Here is a 13,105-nt window from a genome sequence, read left to right on the forward strand (position 1 = left end):
TTTATAAATAGACTATTGCAGTTACACGATTTCTTGCGTATACTATTCTTCAGTAGTGCCCGCAAGCCCAGTCCTCACACAACAACATACAAGACCGAGCCTTTGAAGCTCGCTGTTCATACTGACAACCGTCAGTGCAATGCTAATCGCAAACTGGTGGTGATAGATAGTGCACCGCCAGCAATTTCTGTAGTATCCGACTGTAGCGTCTCGTCGATTACAATGCTGCAAAGGACCTATCAATGGACTTCATCGATCGCATTCGTGAGCTTGCCACCCGTATTCCCAAACAGCTAGAGTATATTCAGACGGAAGAAGCCACAAAAAACGCGCTCATCATGCCTTTTATTAGCGCGCTTGGTTACAATGTCTTCGACCCTACCGAAGTTACCCCTGAACTCAATGCTGATATTGGCATTAAAAAAGGCGAAAAGGTTGACTATGCCATTCTACGCGATGGAAAGCCGATCATGCTATTCGAGTGCAAACATCATGCGGCCGATCTAAGTAAGGTGCACGCTTCACAGCTGTATCGCTATTTCAGTGTAACCGAGGCTCGCTTTGGTGTACTCACTAATGGAATTGTCTATTGGTTCTACACTGATCTTGATGCTCCGAACAAGATGGATGCGAAGCCATTTTTTGAGTTCTCCATGCTCGATCTCCGTGATCAAGCGGTTGAAGAGCTGAAAAAGTTCTCTAAGTCAGTATTTGATCTATCGAACATCCTTACAACTGCTAACGAACTGAAATACAGCCGCGAGATCAAGCGGATCTTTGCGGAGCAGTTAGCTGAGCCTTCTGATGAGTTCGTAAAGTTCTTCGTCGCCCCGATCTACACTGGAAAAATGACACAGAAGGTGCGCGAGCAGTTCGCAGCGCTGACGCGCCTGGCTTTGCGCCAATACATCTCTGATCAAGTGAATGAGCGCCTCAAGACAGCACTGGCTGTCGAGTCGGCACCACCCGCACCCGCACCCACTGAGCTAGTAGTTTTGACTAATAGCGCCACACCAACGCCATCGGAGCCAGAGCACGGGGGCATACAGACCACAGCAGAGGAGCTTGAGGCCTTCTACATCATTCGTGCTATTCTCCGCGAGGTTGTGCCGGTCAAGCGCGTAGTGATGCGCGACGTGCAAAGCTACTGCGGTATTCTGCTCGATGATAATAATCGCAAACCGATCTGCCGTCTCTACTTTAATAGTATAGTGAAATCGATTGGCTTCTTTGATGGAGAGAAAGAAGCTCGTATCCCTCTGCTCCAAATGGACGAACTCTACGGGCACGCCGGCCGCCTTAAAGCGACAGTTGTACGATACGATGCCGCGAAGGCACCACAGAAGGCAACATAGCCATACTATTGGTAGTCTGTAAACAAAGTTGCAAAGTATTTCTTCGTTACAATAAGTCAAACTTCATATCCTCGCCGACTAGGCATGGAGATGCTTCACTGCGTTCAGCATGACATAGACGTTCGATGGGTCAGCTAATACCGTATCATTTCGTCGACACTGTACTCGGCTTTTGGCTTTCGTTGACGCTGTACTCAGCTCCTGGGCGCGCCATGAGGTATGCGCCACCGGCGTAGCACTCGCACCAGCATTCATTATGGGGTCTGGGGCGCAAGCCCCAGCGCCGAGGTGCAGGAGGCTGGCGGCAGCCTCCTGCGGCCCGCGCGGCCCGAGCGCACCCTACCGAAGGCGCGCACGATGCGCGCCCTACGGGAAAGAATGCCGTGCCAGCGTCAGCGCCGTACGCGCATGCCTTGCGGCGCACAATACGGTGTCGGTTTTCCATGAGGCATGCGCCACCGGCGTAGCACACGCACCTTCATTATGGGGTCTGGGGCGCAAGCCCCAGGGTGCAGGAGGCTGGCGCGCCTCCTGCGGCCCGCGCGGCCGAGCACCTACCGAGGCGCGCACGATGCGCGCCCTACGGAAAGGCCGTGCCAGCGTCAGCGCCGTACGCGCATGCCTTGCGGCGCACAATACGGTGTCGGTTTGCCATGAGGCATGCGCCACCGGCGTAGCACTCGCACCAGCATTCATTATGGGGTCTGGGGCGCAAGCCCCAGCGCCGAGGTGCAGGAGGCTGGCGGCAGCCTCCTGCGGCCCGCGCGGCCCGAGCGCACCCTACCGAAGGCGCGCACGATGCGCGCCCTACGGGAAAGAATGCCGTGCCAGCGTCAGCGCGTACGCTCCTGCCTCGACCGCACACCATCACATGCTTCTGCGCCACGCGGGTACGGGAGCGCAAGCTCCCAGCTCCCACTGGCGAGGAGGCGCGCACGATGCGCGCCCTACGGAAAGAATGCCGTGCCAGTCAGCGCCGTACGCATGCCTTGCGGCGCACACCATCACGTGCTTCTGTGCCACGCGGGTTACGGGAGCGCAAAGCTCCCAGCTCGCCCCGATGGCGAAAGGCGCGCACGTGCGCGCCCTACGGAAGGGCCAGCGTCAGCGCCGTACGCGCATGCCTTGCGGCGCACAATACGGTGTCGGTTTGCCATGAGGCATGCGCCACCGGCGTAGCACTCGCACCAGCATTCATTATGGGGTCTGGGGCGCAAGCCCCAGCGCCGAGGTGCAGGAGGCTGGCGGCAGCCTCCTGCGGCCCGCGCGGCCCGAGCGCAGCGTAGGCGGCCCGCGGGGCACGAGCGCACCCTGGCGCAGCCTCCTGCGGCCCGCGCGGCCTGAGCGCAGCGTAGGCGCCCGCGCGGCCCGAGCGCACCCTACCGCAGCGTAGGCGGCCGCATCCTGTAATCTGCGCAGCTTTGTAGCAGCCAGGCTTTTATGGTATACTGCACCGCAGCAGAAGGCCATATCCAGGAGTAGTAGGCGCGCCTTCGCAGAGAGCGGCCGGGGGGTGCGAGGCCGCATAAGCGCCGAACTCGCCTGGGTGGCGTCGCGAGTTTTGAAGCCTGAGCTTGCCAAGCATGCGCACGCTCACAGCCCAACACTCCGCGCAGTGGCCTCGGGCGCGCCCGTTACAGCGCAGTGCGAGGATGGCAGCCGCGCGCGGCCGGCCGTCGAAGCAGGGTGGTACCACGAAGCAGAGCCTTCGTCCCTGGCATGGGGCGGGGCTTTTTTGTTTTGAGCGTTGCCTGCTGCGCTTTGCCGCGCGGCCAGGCACAACAGGTAGCATAAACGCCGCATGGAGATCTACCAATCGTACGCCGCCGTCTACGACGCGATCGGGCAGGGGCGCCTGGGCGCGCAGCTGGCCGCCTGGGCGCTGGAGTGGCTGGCGGCGCGCGGCGGCACGCCGGCGCGCGTGCTCGACCTGGCGTGCGGCACCGGCGAGGCGGCGCGGGTGTTCGCGCGGGCCGGCTGCGCGGTGGTGGGCGTCGATCGCTCGCGGCCGATGCTCGAGATCGCGCGCGGCAGATCGCGCGACGAGCAGCTGGCGATTTCGTTTGCCGAGGGCGACATTCGGGCGCTCGCCGCAGCGCCTGGCGCTGGCTTCGACCTAGCGACGTGCTTCTACGACAGCCTGAACTACCTGACCGCCGACGGCGACCTGGAGCGCGTGTTCGGCGGCGTCGCGGCGGCGCTGCGGCCGGGCGGCTGGTGGATCTTCGACTTGAACACCGAGGCGGTGTTTCTCGACTACCACCAGCGCGACATGGTCACGTACGATGGGCCGGGCATGCTCGTGTACAACCAGCTCGCGTACGACCAGGCGGCGCGCCTGGGCACCGGCCGGATCGTCTGGTTCGCGCGCGAGATCGACCGCTGGTGGCGCGGCGAGGAGACCCACGTCGAGCGGGTGTGGGCCGACGCCGAGGTGCGCGCGGCGCTGGATGCCGCCGGGCTGGCGCTGGTGGCGCGGCTGGCGCCGGGCGGCGAGCCGGCCTCCGAGCAGGCGTATCGCGTGGTGTATGTCGCGCAACGGCAAATTTCACCTGTGCCTCCGTGGTGAGCAAAGCTGATCAATTTTAACGTGCCTGTTTTGAAGAATGGCGTTAAACGAATCATTCTATAGCAATAAGCTCTGTGTCCTCTGTGCCTCTGTGGTGAGCAACATGGCAGCAACAACAAGCAAAAGCGCCCGTGGCGCGTCGGATGTGCTCGGTTTTTTCTACGGGCTGTGGGCCTTCTCGGCGCTGGGCCGCTCGTCGTGGGAGTACCTGTTTAAGCAGAACGTGAAGACGTATGTGCCGGCGCACCTCTCGACGTTTGTGGGCGTGCTGTATATCTTCATCATCGTCGGGCTGCGCCAGCGCACGCCGCGCTGGTGGTGGATCACCCTGGCGCTGCTGTCGGTCGAGCTGCTGGGTGTGCTGGTCGTCGGCACAGTCGACGTGATCTGGCGGCCCTTCCCGTACGCCACGGTCTGGTCGAACTACGGCGTCGGCTACTTCTTCATGCCGCTGCTGCTGCCGTTTGTGGGCTTATGGTGGATGCTGCGCAAAAGTACCCGCGCGGCGTATGGCGTATGATCGTTGCAGCGCGTGCGTTGGCGGTGCAATAGACACTGTTACTGAGGAGCTACGAATGACGACGACACCCCCAAAAAAGCAGCGCGTCGACCGGTTCGACCCGGCGATCGAGCCGCGCTGGCGCGAGTTTTGGCACCGCGAGGGCATCTTCAACGCCGGGCGGCGGCCGAGCGCGCCAAACCGCTACATCCTCGAGATGTTCCCCTACCCCAGCGGCGACCTGCACGTCGGCCACCTGAAGAACTACGTGATCGGCGACGCGCTGACGCGCTACTACGTCATTCGCGGCTACGACGTGCTGCACCCGTTCGGCTGGGACGCCTTCGGGCTGCCGGCTGAGAACGCGGCGATCAAGTACAAGCGCCACCCGCGCGAGTGGACCTACAACAACATCGCCGAGTCGAAGCGCTCGCTCGATATCGCCGGCATTATGTACGACTGGAGCCGCGAGGTTACCACCTGCGCGCCCGACTACTATACGTGGAACCAGTGGCTGTTCCAGCTGCTGTATAAGAAGGGCCTGGCCTACCGCGCCAAGTCGCTGGTGAACTGGGACCCGGTCGACCAGACCGTACTGGCGAACGAGCAGGTCGATGCCGAGGGCCGCAGCTGGCGCTCGGGCGCGAAAGTCGAGAAGCGCGAGCTCGAGCAGTGGTTCTTCCGCATCACCGCCTACGCCGAGCGGCTGCTGAACGACCTCGACAAGCTGGCCGACTGGCCCGAGCGCGTGAAGGTGATGCAGCGCAACTGGATCGGCAAGAGCGAGGGCGCCGAGGTGGACTTCGCGGTTGCCGCAGCGGTGAGCGACGATCAGAGCGCACAGCCTTCCAACGATACCATCAAGGTGTTTACCACCCGCCCCGACACGCTGTGGGGCGCGACGTTCATGGTGCTGGCGCCCGAGCACCCGCTGGTGGCGCAGCTCACCAGCCCCGAGCGCCGGGTCGAGGTCGAGGCGTATGTGGCCAAGTCGAAGCTCGAGAGCGAGATCGAGCGCACCAGCACCACCAAAGAGAAGACCGGCGTGTTTCTTGGAGCGTACGCCCTCAACCCGGTGAACGGCGAGCGCATCCCGATCTGGATCGCCGACTACGTGCTGATGGGCTACGGCACCGGCGCGATCATGGCCGTGCCGGCGCACGACCAGCGCGACTTCGAGTTTGCGCGCCAGTTTGGCCTGCCGATCAAGCTGGTGGTGCAGCCCGCCGGCCAGCAGGTCAGCGCCAACGACCTGACCGAAGCCTGGCCCGACGAGGGCGTGATGGTGAACTCGGGGCCGCTCGACGGCGTGCCGGCCGGCAAAGGCGAGGGCCAGAGCGTCAAGGCGGCGATCAAGTGGCTCGAAGAGCACGGCAGGGGCAAGGGCACGATCAACTACCGCCTGCGCGACTGGCTGATCAGCCGCCAGCGCTACTGGGGCACGCCCATCCCGATGATCCACCGCGCCGACGGCAGCGTGGTGCCGGTGCCCGAGGATCAGCTGCCGGTGGTGCTGCCCGAGATCGACGACTACCTGCCCAAGGGCAAGAGCCCGCTGGCCTCGGCCGAGAGCTGGGTAAACGTCGCCGACCCGGAGACCGGCGCGCCGGCGCGGCGCGACACCGACACGATGGACACGTTTGTCGATTCGTCGTGGTACTACCTGCGCTACACCGACGCCCAGAACGGCGGCGAGATCTTCGGGCACGAGGCCGCCGCACGCTGGATGCCGGTCGACCAGTATATCGGCGGCATCGAGCACGCCATCCTGCACCTGCTGTACTCGCGCTTTATCACCAAGGTGCTGTACGACGAAGGGCTGGTGCCCGACGACGAGCCGTTCAAGGCGCTGTTCACGCAGGGCATGGTGCAGCGCCGCGTGCGCACGCCGCTCGAGGCGGTTTCGGCCGATATTGTGCGCTTCCCCGAAGAGCTGCGCCGCAAGATCGAGCTGCCGGCCGAGGCGCAGACGCTTGAGCGCGCGCGCGCGCTGCTGAAAGACCATGGCTACACGCTCGAGCAGGACGGCGACGCCTGGCTGGCGGTGAGCGGCCCGGTGACGATGAGCAAGAGCGCCGGCAACGGCATCCCGGTGGGGCCATTCGTGCGCCAGTACGGCTCGGACGTGGCGCGCGTGGTGGTGCTGTTCGCCGCGCCGCCCGAGAATAGCATGGAGTGGACCGACGAGGGCGTGAGCGGCGCGCAGCGCTTCCTGAACCGCGTGGTCGGGCTGTTCAGCGCGGATCGGGCCGAGATCGCAGCGTACGCGACCAAGGACCAACAAGCCGCAACCAGCGGAGCCGGCGCCGGTTCGTCGTTCGTCGTCCGCCCTTCGTCGGCGGATTTTGGACCGGCGGAGAAGGAGCTGTACCGGCGGCTGAACGAGACGATCAAGAAAGTCACGCAGGACACCGAGGCGTTTCACTTCAACACCGCGATCGCCGCGCTGATGAGCCTGCTGAACGACGCGATCGGCTACCGCAGCCAGGCTGGCGAGGCCACGCCGGTGTTTGCACTGCTGGCGCGCTGCTACGTGCGGCTGCTGGCGCCGTTCGCGCCGCACCTGGCCGAAGAGCTGCACAGCTGGCTGGGCGGCCAGGGCAGCGTCTACGACGCAGGCTGGCCCGTGTGGGACGAGGCCGCGCTGGTGCAGGACGAGATCGAGCTGGTGCTGCAGGTGAACGGCAAGGTGCGCGGCAAGATCAATGTGCCGGCCCAGGCCGACGAGGCGCAGCTGCGCGAGTGGGCGCTCACCAACGAGCGCGTGCAGAGCTTTATCGAGGGCAAGCCGGTGCGCAAGGTGATTGTGGTGGCGGGCCGCCTGGTGAATGTGGTGGTGTAGCGCGCGGCGCCAATCCGCCGGAAGAGCGTTCGGGTGGCGCGGCTACCCGAACGTTCTTTTTTTTGGGCTGGTGCCAAATTCGGCTGATCACCTGCTTTATGGCACTCATACGCTGTTCGCTTGATCACGTATCGATTGTGTTGCACGACGTGGCTTCGCCACGTCGTGCAACACAATGCGGAATTTGTGTGCTGGAGCAAGCACATCACTGCACGGTGGTGATGGCGCGGCGAAGCCGCACGCACCATCACCAAGATTTCTGCGGGGGCGGCTGCGCCGCCGCACCCCACCGTGCAGGGTGTATTTGCCCAATACAACAATAAGAAAATTTGGGGGCGGCGAAGCCGCCCAAACCCCACCAAAGTGTCAGTTATCAAGCGAATGCTGGCATGAAAGAAGCCCGGCCTACTGCTTCATTGCCCTGCGCAGCGCCGCCGCGAGCGGGTTATCGTCGTCGTCGTCGTCGGGCGCCTCGTCGGTGGTGTAGGCATAGCTCGGCCCGGCGGGCGGCTCGTCGGCGGGCGGCTCGTCCTCGGCAGGAGCCTCTTCTTCCTCATCCCAATCGAGGTGCAGGTTCTCGGCGCCCGCCAGCGCGACAATATCGTCGACGCCGAAGCGGATGAGATTCACCGCGTCGGGGCCAAGATCGCGCTCGGCCAGGCTGCCCACCAGCTTCACCTGCGGCAGCAGCGCCAGCACCTCGTCGAGCGTCGGCGGCGGCACCGGCGGCGCGTCTTCGGCAGCCATCAGCTCGGCGACGGCGCGCGCATCGGGGATGCCGGTATCGACCAGCAGGATCGTCACCGAGACGCGAAAGAACAGCATCCCCAGGATGGCGCGCGTGTCGCGCAGCTGCTGCACCGCGCGGCGGACGCTGGTAGCCTTCTGGCTGGCCTTGATCTCGAACACCTGAACCGACACCGATCAGGATTGCCACCGTCGTCGCAGCGCTTCATGATCGCCAGCGCCCACCGTGCCTCCAGTACTCGACGTCCGCAGCTCGGCCGGCTGGCTGCCAGCCGTCAACGCAGCGCGGCCATCGACCTCGCCGTGAACGGCCTCGCCTGTGCGGCGGGTCGAGCAGATCCCCGCATCGCGTCTGGCGTTAACCTGCGGTACGGGTCGTCGACATCAGCCGCCGCGGGCGCAGAAGCGAGGGGGCACGGCACGCTCCTTCTACAGAGGCGGAGGAACCGGGGTAGCGGTTGGCGATGCGTTCCGGCCTATTCTAGCACGGAGCACCGGCGCACACAACCGCCGCGAGCGCGGGGAGGCGGGAGAGCGGGAGAGCGAACCCACACCCGAATCCGCGCCGCGAGGCATCCGCCACCGGCGTGGCGAGAGCGCCGGCATTCTTTTACGGGGTCTGGGGCGCAGCCCCCGCAAGCCCCGAGAGGGAGAAGGCGCGCACGATGCGCGCCCTACGAGAAGGCCGTGCCAGTGGCAACGTCATTCGCTCATGCCTCGTGGCACAGAGTGACGTGGCGCTTTGCCACGAGGCATCCGCCACCGGCGCCGCGAGAGCGCCGGCATTCTTTTAAGAGGAACGTGGGCGCGCAGCCTACTGACCCCGAGAGGAAGCGCGCACGATGCGCGCCTACGAGAAGGCCGTGCCAGTGGCGATGTCAGACGCTCATGCGCCGTGGCACAGAGTGACGTGGCGCTTTGCCACGAACATCCGCCACCGGCGTGGCGAGCGCCGGCATTCTTTTACGGGGGCACAGGGCGCGCGGCCCAGCCGAGAGGGAGAAGGCGCGCACGATGCGCCCTACGAGAAGCCCTACAGAAGTGGCGATGTCAGACGCTCATGCCTCGGCGCCAGGTGACGTGGCGCTTTGCCACGAGGCATCCGCCACCGGCACCGCGAGAGCACTTGGCGACTACTAAGAGGGAACGTGGGCGCGCAGCCCCGCAAACCCCGATAGGGAGAAGGCGCGCACGATGCGCGCCCTACGAGAGGAGAGGCCGTGCCAGTGGCGGCGTCATTCGCTCATGCCTCGTGGCGCAGAGTGACGTGGCGCTTTGCCACGAGGAGCATCCGCCACCGGCGCCGCGGAGGCGCCGGCATTCCTTTTACGGGGCACGGGGCGCACCTTCAAGCCCGAGAGGGCGAAGGCGCGCACGATGCGCGCCCTACGAAAGGAAAAGAAGCCCTACAAGTGGCGATGTCAGACGCTCATGCCTCGTGGCGCGCAATGACGTGGCGCTTTGCCACGAAGACATCCGCCACCGGCGCCGCGAGAGCGCCGGCATTCTTTTACGGGGTCTGGGGCGAAGCCCCAGCGGCGAGGTGCAGGAGGCCGGCGGCGGCCTCCTGCCGCGGGGCACGGACGCGCAGCCCCCGCAAGCCCCGAGAGGGAGAAGGCGCGCACGATGCGCGCCCTACGAGAAAGCCCCGCCACCATCAACGCCGTACCTCATGCCTCAGGGCGTAAACAGCTTCCAATATCCTTCCGAGACAACCTCCACGGCGCCACCGGCCACTTTGATGGCGGTCTCGTCGTCGATCGCGTAGGTCGGCACAGGCACCTCGGCGGCCATTCTTTCCACTTTGGCCGTGGTGCTTTCCGGGTGGTTCGGGTGATCGACGTGCGGCAGCAGCGCAAAGTCGACTAGCCCCAGCCCGGTGTCGATGACAAACGGCGTAGTCGGGTTGTCGTACGTCTCTCCGAACGTAGGCGCCGTCACCATGCTGCCGGCGCTCAGGCCCACATAGACGGTCTCGCGCAGCGACGGCAGCAGCTTTGCCAGCCCGGACTCGCGCATCCAGCGGCACAGATAAAAGACATCGCCGCCGCCCACCAGCAGGGCGTCGGCCTGCTCGACAGCGGCGATCCAGTACTCCTCTTTGATGCTGGGCAGCGCCGCCAGCTCGAGCACGCCCAGCGACTTCCAGCCCAACTCGCACATGGGGTTGGCGGTTGCCCCGCTGATAAAGCGGTAGGCCATTGCAGGCCCGCCGGGAAAGGGGTAGAGCGCGGCGGGAATGCAGAGCGCGCTCGCCTCGGCGATCGGCTTGCCCAGCAGCTCCACGAGCGCGCTGTGGATGCTCGCGTTCTTGATGCCGGCGGACGTGAGAAGATATTTCATGGGGTTCTCCTTGACATGGGTGCGATATATCGCGCCCGTACGGCGGGGAGGCGCGCTGCCGCCAGCTTATGCCACAGCTGCCGCCGAGCTACTCTTCAGGCGGCGCGAGGCCTTTGCGCCGCAGGAAGTTCAGCGTCTCCATGGCCATGGCCTTGAGCAGCGCGGCCTCGCGCACATCCGGCTCGGCGCGGTGCACCAAGCTGCGCAGCGTGCGCAGCATCCCCTCGGCCTGGTGGGCCTTGAAGAACTCGACCGCCCAGAGCGCGCGCTCGAGCGCGCCAAACAGCGCCTCGAGCTGGCCGGCGTCGGCCGGGCGAAACGGCCGCTGGCGCGCGGGCGCGGCCACCTCGGCGGCCATGCGCAGCTCGTAGGCCACCAGCAGCACCGCCTGGGCCAGGTTCAGCGAGGCGTAGGCCGGGTCGGTTGGGATGGCGATCAGCGCGTGGCAGCGATCGAGGTCGTGGTTGGTGAGCCCGTTATCTTCGGGGCCGAACAGCAGCGCCACCGGGCCTTCGGCGGCGCGCGCCAGCAGCGCCGGGGCCAGCGCGCGCGGCGCGACGGGGGGCGCGCCGGCCTCGCGAGAGCGCGCGCTGGTGCCGACCACATAGATCGCGTCGGCCAGCGCGTCGTCGAGGTGCTCGTGGATCGTCGTGGCGCTCAGCACGTCGGCGCTGCGGTGCGCGATGCCCTCGATCTCGTAGGGGCTATACTCGGCCGGCTGCACCAGGCGCAGGCGGCGCAGGCCCATATTCTTCATGGCGCGCACCGCGCCGGCGATATTCACCAGCTTGCGCGGGCGCTGCAGCACCACCACAATATTGTCGAGCGCTGAACTCATTCGACTGTAACTCACTCCCGGTAGCATGAAACCGACCGCACCAACGGAGGCCGCCGTATGGCGCTGCGCGTGTTGTACCATCTTTCAGGCGCCACCGCAAGCGGCGTAGACACAACGCGCGCCGCCGTGCTACAATCGCGGCAAACGTATCATCTCCGTCGCCACACCGCGCCGCCCAGTGCGCAGGCCCGTGGCAGTTCAGGCGGTCTACAAGGAGGTAGCACCGATGCGACTTGAGCGTAACCTTGGCATGGATCTGGTGCGCTGCACCGAAGCGGCAGCGCTGAAGGCCGCGCGTTTCATGGGCCGGGGCGATAAGATCGCCGCCGACCAGGCCGCCGTCGACGCAATGCGCTTCTCGCTCGAGAGCATGCCGATGGACGGCTTGGTGGTGATTGGCGAGGGCGAGAAGGACGAGGCGCCGATGCTCTATACTGGCGAGCGCGTCGGCACCGGCGAACTCCCCGCCGTCGATGTCGCCGTCGACCCGGTTGAGGGCACGACGCTGCTGGCCGAAGGTATGCCCGGCGCGATCGCGGTGCTGGCAATCGCCGAGCGCGGCGCGCTGTATAACTGGTCGGGCATCGCCTACATGGACAAGCTGGCGGTCGGCGCAGGCGCGCGCGGCACGGTCGACATCAACGCGCCGGTGGCCGAGAACATCCGAAACGTGGCCAAAGCCCTGAACAAACAGGCCGAGGACGTGACCGTGGTGGTGCTCGACCGGCCGCGCCACAAGGATCTGATCCGCCAGATCCGCGAGACTGGCGCGCGCATCAAGCTCATCCTGCACGGCGATGTGTCGGCCGGCGTGATGACGGCGATCGACGACCCGCCGGCCGATATTCTGATGGGCATCGGCGGCGCGCCCGAGGCGGTGATCACCGCCTGCGCTATGAAGTGCGTCGGCGGCGAGATCCAGTGCAAGATCTGGCCGCGCAACGACGACGAGCGCGCGCTCGTCGAGACGCAGAAGCTCGACATCCACAAGGTATACCGAACCAACGACCTGGTGCGCGGCGAGAATGTGTTCTTCGCGGCCACCGGCATCACCGACGGCGAGTTCCTGCGCGGTGTGCGCTACTACAGCGGCGGCGCGCGCACGCATTCGGTGGTGATGCGCCTGGCCTCGGGCACGGTGCGCTATATCGAGAGCTCGCATCACTGGGATAAGCTGATGCGTATCTCGGGCGTGCAGTATGCCCAGCGCGCGAATGGCGGTGCGAAGTAGCGCAGCCCATGGCGACGGCCCCCGCTCACGGTGAGCGGGGGCCGTTTCTGTTGCTCGCAGGGCGAGCCTAGCGCCGCGCCGGCTGCCGCAGCTCGCCCTCGTACGGCACGCCCGCCTCGCCCAGGCTTGTGTCGGGAAGCAGCGTGTGCGCCGGCGGCTGCTCGGCGCGCGCCGATGTCAGGATCGCGCCCTCGGACGCCAGGATGAGCATCGCGCCGAGCACCAGCAGCACCCCGGCCAGGCCACCCAACACCAGAACCAGCGGCCCCACCGCCACCACGCCGTTGAGCAGGCCGATGCTGATCGGGATGAAGCAGCCGACCAGCAGGCTGCACAGCACCAGCAGCAGCCCGAGCGCGTGGCGCTGCGGCTGCCAGCGCCGCGCGGCATTGCCTATGCCTTCGCGCGGCTCGCGCAGCAGCCTGGCGATCGGCCGTACGTCGAGGCCGCAGCCTGGGCAGTGCGCGGCAGTGGCGCCAAGCTCGGCGGCGCATTGTGGACAATACATCCTTCTCCTCCTCTGTGTGAGCCTCGCTCACCTTGCAGAATGTACCTGAACCAGACGATCGGCAGCGCCGCGATGTTGCGCCGCGAGCCGGCGCACGTGTCAAACCGGCATCAGAGTGCGTTTTATATATAAGCGCCGGCTCGCGGCGCGCCACGCCACAAGCAGGAGCACAC

Annotated in this window: 9 protein-coding genes; 5 read left to right on the plus strand and 4 right to left on the minus strand. The window is 65.5% G+C overall.

What is annotated here, in order from left to right; genetic code table 11:
* Window positions 1-242: 242 nt before the first annotated feature.
* The 4 genes from U0177_RS00880 to leuS all read left to right on the plus strand — a co-directional run bounded on the left by U0177_RS00880 (window position 243) and on the right by leuS (window position 7,265).
* Window positions 243-1,355: a type I restriction endonuclease gene (locus tag U0177_RS00880; protein ID WP_409568690.1), complete on the plus strand. Its 1,113-nt coding sequence runs from the start codon at window positions 243-245 to the stop codon at window positions 1,353-1,355.
* 1,801 nt (window positions 1,356-3,156) lie between these two features.
* The gene (locus U0177_RS00885; RefSeq protein ID WP_409568691.1) at window positions 3,157-3,924 is read left to right on the plus strand and encodes a class I SAM-dependent DNA methyltransferase; all 768 of its coding nucleotides are present in this window, start codon (window positions 3,157-3,159) and stop codon (window positions 3,922-3,924) included.
* A gap of 103 nt (window positions 3,925-4,027) precedes the next feature.
* Window positions 4,028-4,444, plus strand: a complete 417-nt coding sequence (locus tag U0177_RS00890) for a hypothetical protein (RefSeq protein WP_409568692.1) — start codon at window positions 4,028-4,030, stop codon at window positions 4,442-4,444.
* 55 nt (window positions 4,445-4,499) lie between these two features.
* A complete protein-coding gene (gene leuS / locus U0177_RS00895; RefSeq protein ID WP_409568693.1) occupies window positions 4,500-7,265 on the plus strand; it encodes a leucine--tRNA ligase in 2,766 nt (921 codons plus the stop codon).
* Window positions 7,266-7,670: 405 nt separating this feature from the next.
* Here the strand turns inward: leuS and U0177_RS00900 are convergent, their stop codons facing one another.
* The 3 genes from U0177_RS00900 to U0177_RS00910 form a co-directional block, all read right to left on the minus strand.
* Window positions 7,671-8,186, minus strand: a complete 516-nt coding sequence (locus tag U0177_RS00900) for a hypothetical protein (protein WP_409568694.1) — start codon at window positions 8,184-8,186, stop codon at window positions 7,671-7,673.
* A 1,503-nt stretch (window positions 8,187-9,689) separates the two neighbouring features.
* Window positions 9,690-10,355 (minus strand): Type 1 glutamine amidotransferase-like domain-containing protein, encoded by a 666-nt coding sequence (locus U0177_RS00905; RefSeq protein ID WP_409568695.1) that lies wholly within the window; start codon window positions 10,353-10,355, stop codon window positions 9,690-9,692.
* A gap of 88 nt (window positions 10,356-10,443) precedes the next feature.
* The gene (locus U0177_RS00910; RefSeq protein WP_409568696.1) at window positions 10,444-11,193 is read right to left on the minus strand and encodes an RNA methyltransferase; all 750 of its coding nucleotides are present in this window, start codon (window positions 11,191-11,193) and stop codon (window positions 10,444-10,446) included.
* A 226-nt stretch (window positions 11,194-11,419) separates the two neighbouring features.
* On the opposite strand from U0177_RS00910, the gene glpX reads away from it, so the two are divergent.
* The gene (glpX, locus tag U0177_RS00915; RefSeq protein WP_409568697.1) at window positions 11,420-12,424 is read left to right on the plus strand and encodes a class II fructose-bisphosphatase; all 1,005 of its coding nucleotides are present in this window, start codon (window positions 11,420-11,422) and stop codon (window positions 12,422-12,424) included.
* A gap of 67 nt (window positions 12,425-12,491) precedes the next feature.
* Here glpX and U0177_RS00920 read toward each other — a convergent pair whose 3' ends face one another.
* Window positions 12,492-12,932 (minus strand): hypothetical protein, encoded by a 441-nt coding sequence (locus U0177_RS00920; protein WP_409568698.1) that lies wholly within the window; start codon window positions 12,930-12,932, stop codon window positions 12,492-12,494.
* Window positions 12,933-13,105 lie beyond the last annotated feature (173 nt).

The sequence above is a fragment of the Kouleothrix sp. genome (assembly GCF_046328425.1).
GTDB lineage: Bacteria > Chloroflexota > Chloroflexia > Chloroflexales > Roseiflexaceae > Kouleothrix.